Annotated in this window: 19 protein-coding genes, 1 tRNA gene and 2 rRNA genes; 18 read left to right on the top strand and 4 right to left on the bottom strand. The window is 28.9% G+C overall.

Annotated elements, in window-relative coordinates; all coding sequences use genetic code 11:
* Window positions 1–8: 8 nt before the first annotated feature.
* The 5 genes from K5V21_RS17950 to K5V21_RS17930 all read left to right on the top strand — a co-directional run bounded on the left by K5V21_RS17950 (window position 9) and on the right by K5V21_RS17930 (window position 6485).
* Window positions 9–1016, top strand: a complete 1008-nt coding sequence (locus tag K5V21_RS17950; RefSeq protein ID WP_221862418.1) for a hypothetical protein — start codon at window positions 9–11, stop codon at window positions 1014–1016.
* Between the two features lie 325 nt (window positions 1017–1341).
* Entirely contained in the window at window positions 1342–2031 is a 690-nt protein-coding gene (locus tag K5V21_RS17945) for an MgtC/SapB family protein (protein WP_221862417.1), read from the top strand.
* Window positions 2032–2839: 808 nt separating this feature from the next.
* The gene (gene fusA, locus K5V21_RS17940) at window positions 2840–4921 is read left to right on the top strand and encodes an elongation factor G (protein WP_221862416.1); all 2082 of its coding nucleotides are present in this window, start codon (window positions 2840–2842) and stop codon (window positions 4919–4921) included.
* Between the two features lie 252 nt (window positions 4922–5173).
* Window positions 5174–5410 (top strand): hypothetical protein, encoded by a 237-nt coding sequence (locus K5V21_RS17935; RefSeq protein ID WP_204596370.1) that lies wholly within the window; start codon window positions 5174–5176, stop codon window positions 5408–5410.
* 124 nt (window positions 5411–5534) lie between these two features.
* Window positions 5535–6485 (top strand): ROK family protein, encoded by a 951-nt coding sequence (locus tag K5V21_RS17930; RefSeq protein WP_221862415.1) that lies wholly within the window; start codon window positions 5535–5537, stop codon window positions 6483–6485.
* A 66-nt stretch (window positions 6486–6551) separates the two neighbouring features.
* On the opposite strand, the gene K5V21_RS17925 is transcribed toward K5V21_RS17930, so the two are convergent.
* Window positions 6552–8198, bottom strand: coding sequence for a PTS transporter subunit EIIC (locus K5V21_RS17925; protein WP_221862414.1), 1647 nt, complete (start codon window positions 8196–8198; stop codon window positions 6552–6554).
* Window positions 8199–8647: 449 nt separating this feature from the next.
* On the opposite strand from K5V21_RS17925, the gene licT reads away from it, so the two are divergent.
* The 4 genes from licT to K5V21_RS17905 all read left to right on the top strand — a co-directional run bounded on the left by licT (window position 8648) and on the right by K5V21_RS17905 (window position 12900).
* Window positions 8648–9475 carry a BglG family transcription antiterminator LicT gene (gene licT / locus K5V21_RS17920; protein WP_221862413.1) on the top strand — a complete coding sequence of 276 codons (828 nt, stop codon included), beginning with the start codon at window positions 8648–8650 and terminating at the stop codon, window positions 9473–9475.
* Window positions 9476–9494: 19 nt separating this feature from the next.
* The gene (locus tag K5V21_RS17915; RefSeq protein WP_221862412.1) at window positions 9495–10118 is read left to right on the top strand and encodes a histidine phosphatase family protein; all 624 of its coding nucleotides are present in this window, start codon (window positions 9495–9497) and stop codon (window positions 10116–10118) included.
* Window positions 10119–10514: 396 nt separating this feature from the next.
* Window positions 10515–11744 (top strand): competence/damage-inducible protein A, encoded by a 1230-nt coding sequence (locus K5V21_RS17910; protein WP_221862411.1) that lies wholly within the window; start codon window positions 10515–10517, stop codon window positions 11742–11744.
* 205 nt (window positions 11745–11949) lie between these two features.
* Window positions 11950–12900 carry a CPBP family intramembrane glutamic endopeptidase gene (locus K5V21_RS17905; protein ID WP_221862410.1) on the top strand — a complete coding sequence of 317 codons (951 nt, stop codon included), beginning with the start codon at window positions 11950–11952 and terminating at the stop codon, window positions 12898–12900.
* 46 nt (window positions 12901–12946) lie between these two features.
* On the opposite strand, the gene K5V21_RS17900 is transcribed toward K5V21_RS17905, so the two are convergent.
* Both K5V21_RS17900 and K5V21_RS17895 read right to left on the bottom strand, forming a co-directional pair.
* Window positions 12947–13387, bottom strand: coding sequence for a hypothetical protein (locus K5V21_RS17900; protein WP_221862409.1), 441 nt, complete (start codon window positions 13385–13387; stop codon window positions 12947–12949).
* 54 nt (window positions 13388–13441) lie between these two features.
* Window positions 13442–14173, bottom strand: a complete 732-nt coding sequence (locus tag K5V21_RS17895) for an NAD-dependent protein deacylase (RefSeq protein WP_221862408.1) — start codon at window positions 14171–14173, stop codon at window positions 13442–13444.
* Between the two features lie 132 nt (window positions 14174–14305).
* Here K5V21_RS17895 and K5V21_RS17890 point away from each other — a divergent pair, with 132 nt between their 5' ends.
* The 8 genes from K5V21_RS17890 to K5V21_RS17855 all read left to right on the top strand — a co-directional run bounded on the left by K5V21_RS17890 (window position 14306) and on the right by K5V21_RS17855 (window position 18418).
* Window positions 14306–14752 carry a GNAT family N-acetyltransferase gene (locus tag K5V21_RS17890; RefSeq protein ID WP_221862407.1) on the top strand — a complete coding sequence of 149 codons (447 nt, stop codon included), beginning with the start codon at window positions 14306–14308 and terminating at the stop codon, window positions 14750–14752.
* A gap of 237 nt (window positions 14753–14989) precedes the next feature.
* Window positions 14990–15811, top strand: a complete 822-nt coding sequence (locus tag K5V21_RS17885; protein WP_204596359.1) for a MerR family transcriptional regulator — start codon at window positions 14990–14992, stop codon at window positions 15809–15811.
* Between the two features lie 81 nt (window positions 15812–15892).
* Window positions 15893–16594: a B3/B4 domain-containing protein gene (locus K5V21_RS17880; RefSeq protein WP_204596358.1), complete on the top strand. Its 702-nt coding sequence runs from the start codon at window positions 15893–15895 to the stop codon at window positions 16592–16594.
* Between the two features lie 216 nt (window positions 16595–16810).
* Window positions 16811–16927, top strand: a 5S ribosomal RNA gene (gene rrf, locus K5V21_RS17875).
* A gap of 6 nt (window positions 16928–16933) precedes the next feature.
* Window positions 16934–17009: transfer RNA gene (locus tag K5V21_RS17870), tRNA-Phe, on the top strand.
* Window positions 17010–17062: 53 nt separating this feature from the next.
* On the top strand, window positions 17063–17671 hold the full coding sequence (locus K5V21_RS17865) for a copper homeostasis protein CutC (RefSeq protein WP_221862406.1): 609 nt from the start codon (window positions 17063–17065) through the stop codon (window positions 17669–17671).
* Between the two features lie 277 nt (window positions 17672–17948).
* Window positions 17949–18149 (top strand): hypothetical protein, encoded by a 201-nt coding sequence (locus K5V21_RS17860; protein ID WP_245000776.1) that lies wholly within the window; start codon window positions 17949–17951, stop codon window positions 18147–18149.
* A gap of 68 nt (window positions 18150–18217) precedes the next feature.
* Window positions 18218–18418: a hypothetical protein gene (locus K5V21_RS17855; protein ID WP_204596355.1), complete on the top strand. Its 201-nt coding sequence runs from the start codon at window positions 18218–18220 to the stop codon at window positions 18416–18418.
* Between the two features lie 131 nt (window positions 18419–18549).
* Here the strand turns inward: K5V21_RS17855 and K5V21_RS17850 are convergent, their stop codons facing one another.
* Window positions 18550–19227 carry a uracil-DNA glycosylase gene (locus K5V21_RS17850; RefSeq protein ID WP_221862405.1) on the bottom strand — a complete coding sequence of 226 codons (678 nt, stop codon included), beginning with the start codon at window positions 19225–19227 and terminating at the stop codon, window positions 18550–18552.
* Between the two features lie 524 nt (window positions 19228–19751).
* On the opposite strand from K5V21_RS17850, the gene K5V21_RS17845 reads away from it, so the two are divergent.
* Window positions 19752–19845, top strand: a 16S ribosomal RNA gene (locus tag K5V21_RS17845); the annotation flags it as partial.

The following is a 19845-nucleotide window of genomic DNA, read 5'->3' as shown; positions in this document are numbered from 1 at the left end:
GAGAAGTTATGAAGAAATTAAAGATGATATTATCTTGGATAGCTCTATCACTTATATTACAATGTGGTGTACTATTTTTCCTAGATAAATTTTATTTTAAAGATAACACTGATGTTAATATGGAGCAAGTAGCAATAAACAATAGTCATACTAATACAAATATGCATGTACAGATACCAACTAATGCAAAAGATATAAAAGTATCTTATGATGGTAGATATATAAGTTACTATGAAAATTATTCATTACAAGTATGTGACACTAATAGTGGAGATATAAAACCATTAGAAGATTCAGAGGGCAGAGAGATATTAAGATCTGTTTGGCTTCAAGATAGAAATATGTTACTTACTTTAGAAGTACAAGATAATCAGATAGTATTATATAATTATGAGCCTCAAAAAGGGGTCAATCAAAAAATAGTTGATATTTGTCCATATAATTCTAATTATAAGAATTTTGATATACAAGCTTCAACAATTACTGGAGTTACATATGTTAGAGTAAATAATGCTATATATAGAGTTGATATTAATCAAAACTTTGCAACTAATGTACCATTAACAGTAAGAAGTTTAGGAAGCGTTTCAATAATGCCAACTAAAGATAGACTAGTCTATATTTCTAAAAATGGAACTATAGTTCATATGACTCAGCCTAATGAAAGAGTACCTATGAATTCTAAAGAACCAATAGAGATATTAGGAATAGATGAAGATGGTTATATGTATCTTGGAGAAGTAAAAGATAATTTAGTAAATGGAATAATTAAAAAGAGCTTAGAGAATATAGATGCTAAGAGTGAAAAAATAGCGTTAGATAAGTCTGTTGATAAAAAAGATATTTTTATTAATGGTAAAGGAGATATATATGTAAACTATTCTAATAAAGGAATGGTAAAAAATATTAAATCATCAAAAGAAACAAAGTATAAGGGTAAGTTTATTTCTTACTACAATGATGGAGTATCTAGTATATTAGACGGAAAATACTATAAAACTACATTTTCTAAATAATAAAAAGGAAAGAGATAATTTAATGCTCTTTCCTTTTTCATATATTTATTTAAATTTTAACGAAAAAATTATAAGCAGTTATCAAAATGTTTTTTATAATTATAGTTAAATAATAAATAAATTAAAACAATATGGAATTTAATTGAAAGTACTTTAGTTTGGATGTTATACTTAATACAAAAATTAATGTAAACATAGATTAATATATAGTCCTCTTGAAATTGCTATTTAGCAATGTTTAAGTGGACTTTTTAAAATTTAATTTAATAAAGATAAGGAGAGAAAGGAGGATTTTACTTATTATAAAATAGTAAAATATAGAGATATGGAAAATGTATTAGATTTTTTTCTAAGGATATTGGTGGCTGGTATTTTAGCTGGATTAATTGGATTAGATAGAGAAATGAATTCCAAAGAAGCAGGACTTAGAACACACTTTTTGGTAGGGGTCGGGAGTGCGCTTTTTATGATTATATCAAAATATGGTTTTAGTGATATTATAGCATTAAACAATATAGGATTAGATCCAAGTAGAATTGCAGCTCAAGTTGTTAGTGGGATTAGCTTTCTTGGAGCAGGGACAATACTTTTAGAAAAGAGATTTATAAAAGGCCTTACAACAGCAGCTGGAATATGGGCGACAGCAGCTATAGGACTAGCTGTAGGGTCAGGAATGTATGAGGTAGGTATTTTTGCTACTTTTATAGTATTCGTTATTCTTAAATTTTCACAAAAGTTTTTAGATTTACATTTTTTTAAAAAGATTCAAGGATCAAAATTATTTAATGTAAGTATAAAGATGGCTAAGTACCCAGATAACAAAATAGATGAAGTATTATCAAATGAGAATTATATATTGTCTTCATTTAAGACAGAGAAAAGTCTAGAGGATTCAATAAGTATATATAATATTCATTTTATTATTAGAGCTAAAAAAGAAGAATCATCATTAGGTTTAGCTAAGAAGTTAAACGACATTGATGATGTTATGTCTGTAGAGATAGAAAATATGTAGTTAAGTCTAAAGGTATATGATATGTAACTAGATGTTTAAGTCTAATATTAAAAGATATTTAAATAAAAGCAGAGAATTAATTCTCTGCTTTTATTTAATTACACTTGCTCTAAGTACGTTATTAAACTTGATATAATGCTTATACTGAGTACTATGTAAAATGATGGTATTTGTTTATTTTTATAATAAATATAAGAATAAAATAGTATAAAGCTAGGAACTACAAGTTGAATGATGCAAAATATGCTGTAACAATGAAATAAACTAAATATTGCAGTACCTAAGAATAAGACTTGCTTTTTAGTAAGATTTATCCTAAAAAGAAGTCTTATTATAATAGCTTGAATGCAAGTGTGAAAGAGAGGTAATAATACCACAGCAAATAGAATATTAGATAAGGTATTAGAGTAGTTATAAAAATTGCAGAATACACCTATATCCATGATATGTTCTTTGTAAAGTAGCGATATTAATATAAATGGTAGGTATAAAAACCAATTTAAAGATACCATAAATATAATATAAACAATATCATTTAAGCCATCTAATCTCTTTCTTAGATTATTAGTTAACTCAAAAAAAATATGACATTCCCCCTTTATAGAAATACTATTAATTTTATCATGAAATAGAATATTAAGAGATATTTGGATAGAAATGTTAACTAAAAATTTAAACATGTAATTATATTAAACTATAAGTCTAAAATAGCCCAAGCCTTCATAAAGATTAATATGAGAGTTTTTGAAAGGTGGGTGAAGGGGAAAAGCAATTGTATATTATCAATTGAAGAATATCCTCATAATATATGAAAAATTATAATATAAAAAATTTAAGAAATATTGGATTTATAGGACATGGTGCAACTGGCAAGACTTCTTTAGTTGAAGGATTATTATACAATGGAAAAGTAATTACAAGACTTGGAAAAATAGAAGATGGAACCACAGTATCAGACTTTGACGAGGAGGAGAAACGTAGAGGTATATCACTTTCTACATCAATCTCACCTTTAGAGTGGAAAGATACGAAAATAAATTTAGTTGATATACCAGGATACTTTGACTTTGTAGGGGAGAGCATTCAAGGCATGAGAGCCGTTGATGTTGGGATTATAGTCACATGTGCAGTGTCGGGTGTACAAGTTGGTACTGAAAAAGCATGGAATTATTGCAATAAAATAAAACTGCCAAGAGCCTTCTTTATAAATAAATTAGATAGAGAAAATTCAAGTTTTGATAAAACTTTAAAAGAGCTTAAAGAGAAATTTGGGATAAGTGTAGTACCAATTCAGTATCCAATAGGAGAAGAAAATGATTTTAGGGGAGTAATAAATGTAATATCAAAAAGAGCTAGACTATATGATCTTAAAACTAAAAAAATAGAAGATATAGAAATTCCAGAAGATTTAATAGAGAAGATAGATGAATGTAAAGAAATGATAATGGAAGCTGTTGCTGAAACTGATGAAGAATTATTAGATAAATATTTCTCAGATGGAACATTAAGTGATGAGGAGATATATAAAGGCTTAATAAACGGTTGTAGCACAGGAGAGATAGCACCTGTAATGTGCGGAAGTGCTGTTAAAGCAATAGGTATGAATTGTTGTCTAGAAGATATAGTTGAGTGTTTCCCATCACCAGAGTTATCACTTGCACAAAAGGCTATAAATGAAAAAGGAGAAGAGGAATATATTTGTCTTTCAGAAGATGCACCTTTTTCTGCATTAGTATTTAAAACGATAGCAGATCCATTTGTAGGTAAGATTTCTTTATTCAGAGTTATCACAGGGCGACTTAAAAATGATATGCCTGTAATAAATACAACTAAAGATAAGAGAGAAAAATTATCTAATATATTCTTCATGAGAGGAAAAAATCAAATTTTGGCAGATGAAATAGTAGCTGGAGATATTGGAGCAGTTTCGAAACTTCAGTTTACTGGTACAGGAGATACTCTTGCAGATCCAAGCTTTAAGATAATATATGATAAGTTAAATTTCCCAGAACCTATAATGTCCATGGCTGTCTTACCTAAAGCAAAAGGCGATGAAGAAAAGATATCTATTGCATTGAATAAATTATTAGAAGAAGATCCAACATTTGAAGTAAAGCGTGATACGGAGAATGCAGAACTTATAGTATCAGGAATTGGAGAAACTCATCTAGAAGTTATAGCATGTAAAATAAAAAATAAATTTGGTGTAGATGTATTACTTAGAGAGCCAAAGGTACCATATAGAGAAACTATAAAGGGAAGCGCTGATGTTCAAGGAAAGCACAAAAAACAATCCGGCGGGCATGGACAATATGGAGATGTAAAAATAAAATTTGAGAGAAGATATGATGGTAATGATGAATTAGAGTTTGTAGATCAAGTTGTTGGAGGGGCTGTTCCAAGAAACTTTATACCAGCAGTTGAAAAGGGGCTTAAGGATTGTATAAAGCATGGAGTATTAGCAGGATATCCTGTGATAGGTCTTAAAGCAACACTTCATGATGGTTCATATCACCCTGTAGATTCATCAGAAATGGCATTTAAGATAGCTACATCGATTGCCTATAAAAAAGGACTTGAGGCAGCAATACCAATACTTTTAGAGCCTATAATGAAAGTTGATATAATAATACCAGATGAATATATGGGAGATGTTATAGGCGATATGAATAAAAAGCGTGGAAGAATTATTGGAATGGAACCAGAAAAAAATGGGCAAAGGGTAGTCTGTGAGGTTCCTTTATCAGAGATGTTTAATTATGCCACTGATTTAAGTTCAATCACCCAGGCTAGGGGTGAGTATAAAATGTCCTTTGAAAGATATGAGGAAGTTCCTCAGAATGAAGCTAATAAAATAATTGAAAAGATAAATAGTGAGAGAGAAGATTAATTTTAAAATATTACTAGGACTTATAGCCTAGTAATATTTTTTATGGATAAAAATATTAATTACTAAGAGAAATTAAGGAATAATAAAGAAACGATATAAATTTCATAGCTTATATACCATAAATGGAGTTAAAACAATAATAAGAACAAAATTTTTAATAATTTATGTAAAACTACATATAATAACTATATAAAAATAAATTAATAATTGTATAGGAAGCGGTATTTTGCTTTGATTGGAGGAATAGAACTTATGTCTGATTATAGAATGGATATACGAGGAAGTATTGGGTTAAGTGAATATAGTAATATCTATGATTATTTATGTATAGTTGATAAAGAGGATAAGTTTACAATATCAATAGATAAAGAGAATAAAGACAGTGTAGGCACAATAAGTTCGATGCTACAAGATAACAGGTTCATCGTTGATAATCAGTGGATGGATAATGAAGGTAATTATGTTATAAATGCTCATAAAAATGATTAAGAACAATAAATTGGTTAAATTAATTATAATAAGGACTTTATTATTTCTATAAATATATTAAAATAGAATAGTAAGTCCTATTTTTATGGAATGATACAATACATGATAAGCGATGGAGGATTATATGAATAAGTATGTAGTTGGTGTAGATTTAGGTGGTACTAAGATAAGTACTGCTTTAGCAGATTTTGAAGGAAATGTTTTATCACAAAGCATAATTCCAACAAATGCACATGAAGGGGAAGAAAGAGTTCTAGAAAGAATAATTAAAAGTATTCAATCTGTAATGAGTGAGGGAGACGCTACTTTAGAAGATATAAAGGCAATTGGTATAGGATCACCAGGTCCTTTAGATTCAAAAAAAGGGATAATAATTACTACTCCAAATTTACCATTTAACAACTTTAATTTAGTAAAACCATTAAAAGAGAAATTTAATGTTCCAGTATTCTTAGATAATGATGCTAATGTTGCAGCTATTGGAGAATACATGCTTGGTGCAGGTAAAGGTAAAAAGAACATGGTTTACTTCACAGTAAGTACTGGTGTAGGTGGAGGAGCAATTGTTGATGGTAACATATGTAGAGGAAATACATCAAATGCTTTAGAAATTGGCCATACAACTGTTTCACCATTTGGACCAAGATGTAATTGCGGAAACATAGGATGTTTAGAAGCTTTATCATCAGGAACAGCTATAGGTAAGAGAGGTCAAGAAGCTGTAAATAGCAAAGTTGAAACCTCACTTAAGAAATATGATAAGGTTACATCATATGAAGTATTTAAAGAAGCAGCAAATGGTGATGAAGTTGCAAAAGACATAATAGATAATGCGTTAACCTTCTTAGGAATAGGTATAGCTAATGCAATTTCAATTTTTGATCCTGAAATGATAGTTATTGGAGGAGGAGTATCAAAAGCTGGAGATATAGTTTTTGAGAAAGTTCGTGAAGTTGTTAAGAAGAGATGCTTTAAAGCAATGGCAGAAAGTTGTCAAATAGTACCTGCTGGTCTTGGAACAGATGCCGGTGTTGTAGGTGCTGTTGCATTAGCACTTTTAGAATTAGATAAATAGTAACTAAAAAACTGTAGCTATATATAGCTACAGTTTTTTGTTTATATTGGATTAATTATAAATTAATTAGTTGTTACCTAAAATAGTGTTTATTTCGTTTTTATAAGAGTTTGCTTTAGCACCGAAAATAGCTTGGATTCCATTTCCTACTTCAACAACTCCAGCAGCGCCTAAATCTTTAAGGGCTTGCTTATCAACTTTTGATTTATCTTTAACTTCAACTCTAAGTCTTGTGATACAAGCATCAACACTTACTATATTTGATTCTCCACCTAAAGCTTCTAAAACGTGAGGAGCTTTTTCTACAATTTCATCACCTGATGAAGTTGCTTGGAAATCTTTCTTAGTGAATAGTTTAGTATCTTTTTCATCAGCATCTCTACCTGGAGTCTTTAAGTTGAATTTCTTAATCATGAATGTGAATAAGAAGTAGTAAACAACTGCATATACTAAACCAACTAAGACAATCATAAACCATTTAGTTGGAACTCCTGCACCAGCTGGAAGTAAACCAAATAGTGAGAAATCTATAAATCCACCAGAGAAAGTCATACCTACAAATACATTAAGTAGATCCATTAACATGAATGATAAACCTGCAAGTAAACAGTGAACTCCGTATAATACTGGAGCAACAAATAAGAATGTAAATTCTAAAGGTTCAGTTATACCAGTTAAGAATGAAGTTACAGCAGCAGCTAATAAAAGTGATCCTACAACTTTTTTCTTAGAAGGGTGTGCACATTTATACATTGCAAATGCAGCAGCTGGAAGACCGAACATCATGAATGGGAATTTACCAGCCATGAATCTAGTAGTTCCTGCAACTATGTTACTCATAGTATCTGCTGAAGCACCAACTAAATCAGTCATGCTTGATAATTGAGCAAAGTATGCAGTGTTAGCACCTGCGATAACTTGTTGAGTTCCATCTATAATAACGTTAGCTTCAACGAATGATCCGAACCAGAATGGAGTATAGAATACATGGTGTAATCCGAATGGAATTAATGCTCTCTCAATTACTCCATAGAAGAAAGTACCTATTGCACCAGCATTTTTAACTAGCTCTGCAATAATTGAAATACCGTTTTGTACTACTGGCCATGCAAATGCAAGTATTGCACCGACTAAAGCCATAACTAAAGCTGTGATTATAGGAACAAATCTTGATCCTGAGAAGAATCCAATAACTTGTGGTAATTCTATGTTATAGAATTTGTTATGTAATATAGAAGTAACAATACCTGTTATAATACCTCCAAATACTGACATATTAAGAGTAAATATACCAACATTAGTGGTAACGTATGTTCCGAATTCTCCAACGTTATCAGGAGTAACAACACCTAGTTGAGTATATCCTAATGCAAGAAGTGTTGAAACAACTTGGTTCATAACGATAAATCCAAATACTGAAGCAAGTGCTGCTGTTCCCTTGTCTTTATTAGCAAGTCCAACTGCAACTCCAACAGCGAATAATATTGGAAGGTTACCAAATATGATATCTCCTATATTTTTCATTATAGTTAAAATAGCTGTAACTACTGGAATATTAACAAATGCAATTAATGGTTCATAAACAGCTGGCGGATTATTAAGCCCTGAAATACCTAGTAACGCACCACCTATACCTAGTAAAATACCTGCAATTGGTAGAGCTGCTATTGGAAGCATAATTGCTTTACCGATTCTTTGAAGTGTTTGTAACATATATAAATCCTCCTTAAATAATATGTAAAAATATAATTTAAAATTGCTTTTTAAGACTTTTTTGCAAATAAAAAAGACTTAAATATTTATAAATCTTTATGATGATATAAGAACGTATATAATACGCCTATGCCATTTCAGATTTACATATATTTAAGTCTTGCCTAATGAAATAGTAGCAATCCCTCGATTTTTACTAAATGATAGAATTTTCTCTGATTTGCCTAATCTAATAGTAACAAATCTCAGCATTTAAGCTCAAGTAAATGTTATCATGATAAAAAAAAGATGTCAACATAAAAGTTAAAAATATTTTAATTTTATGAATAAAATGATAATATTATATGTATGGAATAAAGATTATTAGTAGTTGTATAATTAATATGTTCTTTAATATATAACTACAATTAAAATATTGAGTAAAACTTATGAAGAGGGGTTTAAAATATATGATTATTAATAAGATTCTTAATAATAATGTTGTGACGGTTATATTAAATTGCGAAGAAGCAGTAGTAATGGGAAGAGGGATTGGATTTCAAAAAAAATCTGGTGAATCAATTGATGAAGAAAAAATAGAAAAAATTTTTAAAATGGAAAATGAAAAGAGCAATGAAAAATTCAAGCAATTAATGATTGAAACACCTCCTGAGTATTTAAGTATGACAAAGGAAATTGTTGCTATAGCAGAAAAAGAATTAGGTATTGAACTGGGTGAATTAATATATATACTACTAACTGATCATTTATCATTTGCTGTCATAAGAGCAAATGAGAATATAAGCATAGAAAATCCTATGCTATGGGAAATAAAGAGTCTTTATAAAAAAGAATTTAAGGTTGGGTTAGCGGGAATTAATATAGTAGAGAAATATACCGGAATAAGGCTAAGCGAAGATGAAGCAGGATTTATAGCCTTACATATATTGAATTCAGCATTAAATGAAGATATGTATAATACTATGAATATTACAGTTCTTACAAATAAGCTTCTTAATATCATAAAGAAATATTTTGATATTAAATTTGATGAAGAATCATTAGATTATACAAGGCTTTTAACACATTTGAAATTCTTTGCGCAAAGAATTTTTAAGAGAGAGCAAGTTGAAGAAGAAGATGTAGAACTTTACGAAATAATTTCAAATAGATATCCAGAGGAGAGAAAATGCATTGATAAAATTGAACAATACATAAAAAAACAATTTAGTTATAATTTATCAAAACAAGAGATAATTTATCTTATTATGCACATAAGAAGATTTAGAAAAAACTAGAGAATTAGGAGATATAAAGATGACAACAATATATTTAACAAGACATGGTCAAACAGAATGGAATTTAGAGAAGAGGCTTCAAGGTCATGGTAATTCACCATTAACTGAATTTGGACTTAATAGAGCAAAAGAATTATCAGAGAGAATTAAAGATATTGATATAGATACAATATATACAAGCCCTATAGAAAGAGCATACAAAACTGCGCAGATAGTAAAAGGTGATAAATATATAGAAGTTAAAGTTCATGAAGGACTAAAAGAAATGAACTTTGGAGATTATGAAGGCAAGATAACAGAAGAAGTGATGAAAGAAAATCCAGATTGGGATATAAGCGCTATAATGAGAGGAAACTTAGAGATGCGTGCACCAAATGGAGAAACATTAGGAGAAGTTCGTGAAAGAGTAAACTCTGCTATGAGAGATATAATAAAAGAAAATGAAGGGAAAAATATCCTAATAGTTGCTCATGGAATAACATTAAAGGCTATAATGACATTTTTTAATGACCAAGAAGCAAATAATGAAGTTATGGAACAAGCATCTCTTACAAAAGTTATTGTAGATGGTGAAAACTTTAATATAGAATTTAAGAATGATGGAAGTCATTTTACACTTAAAGAGGAAAAACAAGGTTGGTAAAATAATTCATGAATAAAAGAAGGTATGAATGCATATGTTATTGTATGAAGAGATAAGTTGTTATTAAGGGAAGAAGAATAAATTCTCTTCTCTCATACATAATTATAAAATGCTTAACACTCTAATTAAGTATTTTATAAGTTACCCATGCAATAAACTCTGTGTAATGAGAGGAAGGATTTTTTATATAAACTATCCCTGAGTTCTCCTTTGTGCTCAGGGATAGCAACATAAAAAATTGCATTCAACTTATGATGATTAGGATGATAGTGTATCTTTACAAAAGGTTAACTATCATCCTTATTGTTTTTGGCAAAAATAGTATATAATAAAATATATGTATATGGAAAATATAGAAATGAGTTAAATAAAATTAATTAAGTGAGAAGGGATATTATGAAGTGTGAAATAATAGCAGTAGGTACAGAGGTTATTTTAGGAGATATCTTAAATTCAAATGCTCAATATCTTGCAAAGGAGCTAGCTAATTTAGGAGTAGATGTTTATTATCATGAAGCGGTTGGAGATAATAGAGAAAGAATACTAGATTGCTTTAAAAGGTCTTTAGATAGAAGTGATATCATAATTACAACTGGTGGACTTGGACCAACTAAAGATGATATGACAAAGGAACTTGCAGCTGAATTCTTTGGAATGGATATGTGTCTTCATGAGGAAAGCCTACAAAAAATAAAAGATTACTTTAAGAAAATGGGAAGAGAATTTGTAAAAAGTAATGAAAAACAGGCATATTTTCCCAAGGAAGCTATTATATTAGATAATGAAAATGGAACAGCCCCAGGTGCTATATTTGAAAAAGATGATAAGGCTATAATAGTCTTACCTGGACCTCCAAAAGAAATGGAGCCAATGTTTAAAAATCATGTAAGAAAATATTTAGAAAAGCGTACTGGAGATACTATAGTATCAGAGGTTTTAAGAGTATTTGGTATAGGAGAAAGCTCAGCAGAGAAAAAGTTACAAGACTTAATTGATAACGGAAAGAATCCTACAATAGCTCCTTATGCTAAAGAAGGAGAAGTTATATTTAGAATAACTGCAAAAGCTAAAAGCGAAGAAGAAGCTAAGAAACTAATTAATCCATTAAAGGATGAAGTTTATAGTAGGCTAGGAGATGCAGTATATAATACTGGAGATACTACCCTTCAAGACACTGTAGCCAAAATGTTAGTTAACAAAGATATGACAATAGGAGTTAGTGAATCATGTACGGGTGGACTATTATCATCAAAGCTTATAGAGTATCCAGGTATATCAAAAGTTTTCCTTGAAGGTGCTGTTACTTATTCTAATGAAGCTAAAATGAGAACTCTTAATGTAAAGAAAGAGACATTAGAAAAGTTCGGTGCTGTAAGTCATGAAACTGCAAAAGAAATGGCAGAAGGAATAGCAAAAAGAGCTGGTGCTAGAATTGGAGTATCAACTACTGGAATAGCAGGACCAACAGGAGGAACAGAAGAAAAACCTGTAGGACTTGTGTATTTTGGTATATATGTAGATGGGGAAGTTAAATCTTATAAACATATATTTACTGGAGATAGAAATTCAGTTAGAAATAGAGCAAGTATGACAGCTCTAGATATAATAAGAAGAAGCTTATTATAAAAATTAATACAAATGATATTGAAAGAAAGAGAAAATATTGAGGGATAGAAAAAATCCCTCTTTCTTCTTTAAACCAAAAGAGGGATTGTTCCTGTATATAAATAAAATGGGGGAGAGGCGATTAATTAATGAAGCATTAGCCTCATTGAATAGTATCTCCTAAAATTAAAAAAATATACTCAGTATAATAAAAAAGGAGAAAAATATGAAAAAAGTTTTTAGAGCAAATTTATATTTTCTAATAATAATATTATTAGAAATATTTATGCCCTATGTATTGCTGCCAATTTATAGATTAATTGGGGTTAGAGATATAAGAATAGCCTTAGTATGTAATCACATAATAATATTTATAATACCAGCAATTATATATGTGATTGTAACTAAATGTAATTTAGTAGAAACATTTAGATTTAAGTTATTGCCTTTTAAAGATTTAATTCTTGTAATAGTATTAGGATTCTTGTGTGTGCCTATAATGAATTTCTTTGGACTTATAAGTGGATTCTTTTTTGAAAATAATATAGGAAATTTAATGAGTTCAATATCAAGCACACCCTATATTATACTTATGGGAATAATAGCCTTTATGCCAGCTATTACAGAAGAAATTACCTTAAGAGGAGTAATCTTATCAGGATACAATGGAAAAAGTAGATTTAAATCAGCAGTTATTATAGGATTATTCTTTGGAATATTCCATTTAGATGCAAATCAGTTTTTATATGCAACTGTCCTTGGTTTTGTATTAGCCTATGCAGTAAGAGTTACAGGGAGTATTTATGCATCTATGATAATGCACTTTATTATAAATGGTACTTCAGTTACACTTCAAAAATTAATGAGTTTTATTAATCCATCACAAATAGAAAATACAAGTCAAGTGTCACTTAAGGCACTTCCACTAGGAGAGAAATTAGCATTGCTTCAAGGTGGAATTATAATATTTGTTGTAGCTTCAGCATTAGCATTTTTAGTAATTAGGAAGTTAGATAAACTAGGTAAGAGACGAGGAGTTATTGAGATAATAAATCCTGATGGATACAGAAGTGTTTCAGGAGAATTAACTGAAACAACGGAAAGAGTTATAGATTGGCCATTAATAGTAACAGTAGTTATTTATGTTGTATATATGGGAGTTACTATTAAAATATAAAAAACCTTAGATAATAGCTTGAAAAAGCCATTATCTAAGGTTTTTATTATGTGTTTTTAGTAATATTAGTAGAGTTACCATAAAAATATGAGAAACTTCTTTGAGGAATCCATCCTCTAGAATTTATATTACTATCCATAGGAAGCGATATATAATACCAATGTTCACTGTTTAATTCAGCTTTATCTAGAATTTTGACCTCCATTTTAATATCTATATGTTGCACTAATTCTGAAGATTCTAGGGGTGATATATATATATTAGAGTTTTCGTTTATTATTCCCATATTAGAATTAGGAGCAGAAAATTTAATTTCAAATTTTTTATTCTTTTTATGTGGATTTGTCTTTGGAACTCGTTGTCTTAAATTATTAATTTGATTATTAGCGATTAGTAGTTGTTTTCTGCAAGAGAAAAGTTTTCTTTCATAATATAGTACTAAAAAAACTATAACTAAAATTAACAATATAAATATAATATATTTCATTCAAAAAACTCCTAAATTGTTATATATATTATATATATTTTGTTTTATAAAAAATTATTCAATTACTTTAGATAACACCTCTCCAATACTATCATTTATACAAAGAGATGCTAAGTTGTCGTATTGAGTACTACTTTTGTTTATAAGTATTAGATTTTTACCTCTAAAATATCTAATTAGTGAAGCCGCTGGATAAACAACAAGGGATGTTCCTCCAATTATTAATGTATCAGCATTCATTATAGCTCTTACTGAAGCATTTAATGTTGTTTCGTCAAGAGGTTCCTCATATAGGACAACATCTGGTTTAACTATTCCACCACACTCAGTACAAATGGGGATATATTTACTCTTTAGTATAAAATCTAGTGGATAAAATTTATTACAACTAGTGCAATAATTCCTATGAATTGATCCGTGCAATTCAAAAACTTTTTTACTACCAGCTTCTTGATGTAATCCATCGATATTTTGAGTTATTATGGCTTTTAATCTACCTTCAGCCTCTAATTTAGCTAAAGCTACATGGGCTTTATTTGGTTTAGCGGTTGTATAAATCATTTTATTTTTATAAAAGTCATAGAACTCTTTTGTATGAGAAAAGAAGAATGAATGACTTAGTATTTCTTCAGGGGAATATTGTACTTTATTTGAAGCATTATAAAGTCCATTACTAGATCTAAAATCAGGTATGCCAGATTCGGTTGATACACCTGCTCCTCCAAAGAAAACTATATTATTACTTTCTTTTATAATTTGAGTTAATCTTTCTATTTCAGTATTCATGAATTCACCTCCAAGTTATATTCGATAAGTTTATTATTACATAGAATGGTGAAAATAAAAAATATTTTTACCCAATATTATCATAGTGATATACTTAAATAAAGAATGCTTAGGTAAAATTTGGGAGGGAATATGGAGATAAGAATTCTTGATAGAGAAGATATATATTGGAACAGAACAATTGAAATGGCTGAAAAATGTTCTTGGAGAGCTGGGGCAAGCTTGGCAAAAAGAATGAGAGAAAATATGTTTGAAGATTTTGAATGTCCTTTTGCAGTAGTTGAATATGACAAGATAGTAGGATTTTGTACAATAACCAAAACAGATTATATTCCTAACTGTACTTATACACCATGGATTGGATTTGTATTTGTTGATGAAAAGTACAGGGGAAATAGGGTCAGTGAGAAGATGATTAAAAAGGTTTTTGAGTATGCTAAAAGAGAAGGTTTTGAGAAAATATATATTGCAACCGGAGAAGAAAATTTATATGAAAAGTATGGTTTCGTACAGATAGATACTTTGAAAAGTTATGGCAATACTTTAGAGAAAATACTTATGTATGAATTTTACTTATAAGGAATGAGAAGGAATCTATGATTGGTGTTTCCTTGATGAGGCATTAAAGAAAGCTTTACAATTATGTTTCGGAAATTAAGGTTCATAATTTTAAATTATATACAACAATAAATATAATAAATGTTGATACTGCATTATTAATAAATGAATTTGCAGTATTTTTTGTTATAGAAATTTTTAGGTTTATATTATGGTAAAATAATACTAAAAATTGCTTGATAATATAGGAGATACAAAATGAAAAATCTATTTACAATTGGTGAGATATCAAAGTTATTTGATATTAATAGTAAAACATTAAGATATTATGATGAAATTGACTTATTTAAGCCAAGATTTATAAATAAGGAGAATGGATATAGATATTATTCCACAGAGCAATTTGAGCAATTAAATACAATAAAGTATTTAAAGGCATTAGGTACACCACTAAATAAAATAAAACAGCATTTAGATAATAGAAGTATAGATAATATTATGGATTTATTTGAAACTCAAAAAAAGATAACTGAAGAAAAGATAAAAGAGATGGAGTTTATAAAAGATAAAATACAAAAAAGAATAGAGACTATTAACTATGCAAGACGTTATGATAATTTAGATATTATACAAGAAATTGAATTTGATAGTAGAATTGTTGCTATTTTAAGACAAAAGATAAAAACCTTTGATGATTTAGAACTATCTATTAGAAAGTTAGAAATAACAGCAAATGAAAAAGCTTCAATCTTTAATGGAAAGGTTGGAGTATCAATTTCTTTAGAAAAACTAAGGGAAAGGATATTTCAAGGGTATGATTCAATTTTTGTTATAGTAGAAGGTGAGAATTATAATAAACGATTCTTAAAAGTATTACCTAAAGGCACTTATGTATGTGTAAGGTTTAACGGAACTCATGAAGAATCACCTTTATATTATGAAAAGTTACTAAAGTATATTGAAAATAAAGGCTATAAGATGTTAGAAGATTCAGTAGAAATAACATTGATAGATTTTGGATTAACAAACAAAGAATCTGAAATAGTAACAGAAATTCAAATATTAGTTGATAAGTATTGACATTCCATCTACTGGAATGTTTATAATACAAAACATTAGAAATATTACAATTATATGTTAATAAGTATTTAGGGGGCTAATATGAAATTTATAGTAGATAGAGATGTTTTTAATAAACTCGACAATGTATGTTTTGGGGTAGTAGTAGCAAAAGGTATTGATAATTCTAAGGATAATATTGAGATCAATGAATTATTAAAAAATATTATAGAACTAGATGAAAGAAAATTCGAAGGTAAAAAAGTTAAAGAACTAGAAGAAATAATTTATTATAGAGATGCTTTTAAAAGCTTGGATATTAATCCTAATAAGTTTATGGCATCAAATGAGGCAATGCTTACTAGAGTAGCTAAAAAGAAAGGATTGCCTAATATTAATCCTATAGTTAATCTTGGAAACGCTATTTCTTTAAAATATCTAGTTCCGCTAGGAGCACATGACATTGATACTGTTGGTGGAGATATTTATGTTAAATTCTCAAAAAAAGGAGATAGTTTCATTCCATTTGGCTCAGAAGAGAAGGAATACTTAGAAGATGATGAATTAATATATTTTGCAGGAGATAGGGTTAGAACAAGGAGATGGATATGGAGACAAAGTGAACATGGGAAGATAGTATCAGAAAGTAAGAATATATTTTTCCCTATAGATGGATTTACTGATAAAAACTATGATGAAGTTATATCTGCAAGAGATGAGCTTGCAAAATTGCTAGAAGAAAAATTAAATTGTGAAGTAAAAGTAGGATTTATAGATAAAAATAATAGTGAGTTTGAAATATAAAATTGATTAATAAGGAATAGGAGACTGTATTGAGCAGTCTCTTTGTATTATGGACAGAATAAATTATTATATAAATTAAATTTATTATATTTATTTTTACTTTTGTATAACCGTGTATAATAATTTAGTAGTTAAATAAAAAGAGATAAAAAACATTATAAAAAATAAAAAAAAGTCTTTGACACTTTACTAAATATTAGTTATAATATGTTTGTATCTAGTGATGATGGCATAGAGGAAACACTCCTTTCCATTCCGAACAGGAAAGTTAAGCTCTATAGCGCCAATGGTACTGCACGGGAGACTGTGTGGGAGAGTAGGACGTTGCTAGGTTTGTATGGCTCGATAGCTCAGTTGGTAGAGCAGCGGATTGAAGATCCGCGTGTCGTAGGTTCGATTCCTACTCGAGCCACCAGAAAGCACTAACTTTTGTTAGTGCTTTTTATTTTTTATAAGAGGTGAAGAGGGATGAAATTAGAGGTATGTGTGGGAAATTATAAGGAGGCTATAGCTGCTTTCAAAAATGGAGGAGATAGAATAGAACTATGTGATAACCTTCAAGAAGGGGGCACAACTCCTAGCTATGGAACAATAAAAAAATCTGTTTGCGATATAGATATACCTATAAACGTAATAATAAGACCTAGAGGTGGAGATTTTAATTATTCAGATGAAGAGTTTGAAATAATGAAAGAAGATATTAGGATATGTAAAGAGCTTGGAGTAAATGGTGTAGTTTTTGGTATTTTAAATGATGATAATAGTATAGACATAGAAAGAAACAAAATACTGAAAGAAGAGGCTGGAAGTTTAAGTACAACTTTCCACATGGCATTTGATGAAATTGAGGACAAAAATTCTGCTATAGATGTATTAGTTGATCTTGGAATAGATAGAATACTTACAAAAGGTGGATCAACCAACGCTCCAAATAACTTAGATAAATTAAAAGAATTAGTTGAATATGCTGGTGATAGAATTATCATAATGCCTGGTGGCGGTATAAATTGTAATAATAGAGAGCATATATATAATATGACAAATGCAAAAGAATTACATGGAAGTAAAATAGTATAATTTAAAGATAGTATAAGGATAGATATAAAGGATAGTCTATCCTTTATTTATATAAAATATTAACCTGTACACACCAAATTTGTAATTAAATTGTAAATAATAACTCATTAAATAGTATATAATATAATAAAGTATTCAAATTAAAACTAAGTAAGCTATAAGAGAGTATCACAATTAAAAAATATTTTCTTTTTATATAAGTGTTATTTAAGCTTTGCTTAAGAAATTATTAAGAAGTATATTTTATAATAAAAGTAAGATTATGGGTTTGGGAGTGATGATGGTGTTTGAGAAAGCTAATTTAACAGAATACGAATATGAGTTAGTTGCAAAAGGAATAGCATTTGGAGTGGGAAGTGGAGTTTTAATTGGGACATTAATAGGAGAAGTGGTTTTATTCTTTTCGCTAGGAGGCGTGATTGGAATAATATCTACTTTAGCATATACATTTTATAAAAGGCTTAAAAGTTTTAAGTAAATTGGAATCATACTTAGCATTAAAGCATAATATTATATAAATATAATGTTTTACTGGAGAATATGAAAATGGAATTTGTATTAACATCTGCAATTCTAGTCTTTATAGCTTTATTAGTAGGAAGAAAGTCTATTTTAGTATGTAAGGATAATGAGGATTTGAAGAAACCTCTTTATGATGAAGAAACCCTAATCATAATGAAAAGATATGATTTAATAACAGATGAACAATATAAAAAAATGATTATTACTGTAAAACAAAACATATAGATGGAATTTTATTAGGTATGTATTTTAAATAATACATACCTTTTTTAGGAAGAATAAATAAGTTCAAAGTGTTAGATGATTAATGAGAAGTAATTCTCATTAATCATCTTTTTTATAAGAAACATTAAAAATTATAGATTTTCAATTTGCCAATCAATTGGACTTTTATTAACACTTTCTAAAAAGCTATTAGTTTTAGAAAAAGGTTTAGATCCAAAGAAACCTCTCGAAGCTGATAGGGGACTTGGATGAACTGATTGTATTATATAATGTATAGGGTTAGTGATTAGATCTTTCTTTTTAATTGCGTTATTTCCCCAAAGTATAAATACTATTGGATCTTTTCTTTCGTTTAATAAAGAAATAATCTTATCAGTAAATATAGACCAACCTATTCTTTGATGTGAATTTGCTTTTCTAGCCTCTACAGTAAGTGTTGTGTTTAATAAAAGTACTCCCTGATCGGCCCATTTTTTTAAATACCCATTATTAGGTATGTAGCACCCTAGATCATGGTTGAGCTCTTTATATATATTTACTAATGATGGTGGAATTCTATTTCCAGGTTTAACTGAAAAACTAAGACCGTGCGCTTGATTTGGACCATGATATGGATCTTGACCAAGTATAACAACTTTTACATCTTTATAAGGGGTAAAATGAAGCGCATTAAATATATCGTATTTATCAGGATATATTGTTTTTGTACTATATTGATTCACAAGAAAGTTATGTATCTTTTTATAATAATCTTTATTAAATTCATCTTGCAATAAATCGTTCCAATCATTTTTTAAGATGTTTGCCATAATAATCACCTCCTTAGTTTAAAGTATATCATATGAAAAAATATAAAAGAGGGGGGATTTTGCCTTAAAATATTCTGAATATTAAAAAAAAGGAGAAAAACAGTACCAAGAGTATCAATATAAAAAAAACATAGAAAATATGCATAATTTAAAGAATAATGGAGATAATAAAATTACATGACAAAATGTACTATAAGGGGTAGGGCAGATTATGATAAGATAAAACACGTCATTGATGTGGTGAACAAAATTCAACAGTTTACTTCTTAGAAAAAATGTTGACAAGTAAATCACTAGATGATAAGATGAAAAACGTCGCAAAGGAGCGATGGCAACACTTTAAGCTTTGAAAAAAAGTTTTAAAAAAATGTTGACATGATAACTCCTAAGTGATAAGATAATCAAGTCGCTTGAAGGTGACGAGATAAAATGGTCTTTGAAAATTGAACAGAATATATAAAACATTTAAACAACCAGCAATTCTTTTTATAAAAGTAAGTTTTATGAGTGAAAAGATTAAACTTTTTATTGAGAGTTTGATCCTGGCTCAGGACGAACGCTGGCGGCGTGCCTAACACATGCAAGTCGAGCGATGAAGTTTTCTTCGGGAAACGGATT

The sequence above is a fragment of the Clostridium sardiniense genome (assembly GCF_019753795.1).
Lineage (GTDB): Bacteria > Bacillota > Clostridia > Clostridiales > Clostridiaceae > Clostridium > Clostridium sardiniense.
This window is presented reverse-complemented; position numbering and strand designations above follow the sequence as displayed.

What these genes read in the sequence shown, in the direction of transcription:
- K5V21_RS17950 (WP_221862418.1), top strand. Translation starts at nt 9, where the DNA reads ATGAAGAAATTAAAGATGATATTATCTTGGATAGCTCTATCACTTATA.
- K5V21_RS17945 (WP_221862417.1), top strand. Translation starts at nt 1,342, where the DNA reads ATGGAAAATGTATTAGATTTTTTTCTAAGGATATTGGTGGCTGGTATT.
- fusA (WP_221862416.1), top strand. Translation starts at nt 2,840, where the DNA reads ATGAAAAATTATAATATAAAAAATTTAAGAAATATTGGATTTATAGGA.
- K5V21_RS17935 (WP_204596370.1), top strand. Translation starts at nt 5,174, where the DNA reads ATGTCTGATTATAGAATGGATATACGAGGAAGTATTGGGTTAAGTGAA.
- K5V21_RS17930 (WP_221862415.1), top strand. Translation starts at nt 5,535, where the DNA reads ATGAATAAGTATGTAGTTGGTGTAGATTTAGGTGGTACTAAGATAAGT.
- K5V21_RS17925 (WP_221862414.1), bottom strand. Translation starts at nt 8,198, where the DNA reads ATGTTACAAACACTTCAAAGAATCGGTAAAGCAATTATGCTTCCAATA.
- licT (WP_221862413.1), top strand. Translation starts at nt 8,648, where the DNA reads ATGATTATTAATAAGATTCTTAATAATAATGTTGTGACGGTTATATTA.
- K5V21_RS17915 (WP_221862412.1), top strand. Translation starts at nt 9,495, where the DNA reads ATGACAACAATATATTTAACAAGACATGGTCAAACAGAATGGAATTTA.
- K5V21_RS17910 (WP_221862411.1), top strand. Translation starts at nt 10,515, where the DNA reads ATGAAGTGTGAAATAATAGCAGTAGGTACAGAGGTTATTTTAGGAGAT.
- K5V21_RS17905 (WP_221862410.1), top strand. Translation starts at nt 11,950, where the DNA reads ATGAAAAAAGTTTTTAGAGCAAATTTATATTTTCTAATAATAATATTA.
- K5V21_RS17900 (WP_221862409.1), bottom strand. Translation starts at nt 13,387, where the DNA reads ATGAAATATATTATATTTATATTGTTAATTTTAGTTATAGTTTTTTTA.
- K5V21_RS17895 (WP_221862408.1), bottom strand. Translation starts at nt 14,173, where the DNA reads ATGAATACTGAAATAGAAAGATTAACTCAAATTATAAAAGAAAGTAAT.
- K5V21_RS17890 (WP_221862407.1), top strand. Translation starts at nt 14,306, where the DNA reads ATGGAGATAAGAATTCTTGATAGAGAAGATATATATTGGAACAGAACA.
- K5V21_RS17885 (WP_204596359.1), top strand. Translation starts at nt 14,990, where the DNA reads ATGAAAAATCTATTTACAATTGGTGAGATATCAAAGTTATTTGATATT.
- K5V21_RS17880 (WP_204596358.1), top strand. Translation starts at nt 15,893, where the DNA reads ATGAAATTTATAGTAGATAGAGATGTTTTTAATAAACTCGACAATGTA.
- K5V21_RS17865 (WP_221862406.1), top strand. Translation starts at nt 17,063, where the DNA reads ATGAAATTAGAGGTATGTGTGGGAAATTATAAGGAGGCTATAGCTGCT.
- K5V21_RS17860 (WP_245000776.1), top strand. Translation starts at nt 17,949, where the DNA reads ATGATGGTGTTTGAGAAAGCTAATTTAACAGAATACGAATATGAGTTA.
- K5V21_RS17855 (WP_204596355.1), top strand. Translation starts at nt 18,218, where the DNA reads ATGGAATTTGTATTAACATCTGCAATTCTAGTCTTTATAGCTTTATTA.
- K5V21_RS17850 (WP_221862405.1), bottom strand. Translation starts at nt 19,227, where the DNA reads ATGGCAAACATCTTAAAAAATGATTGGAACGATTTATTGCAAGATGAA.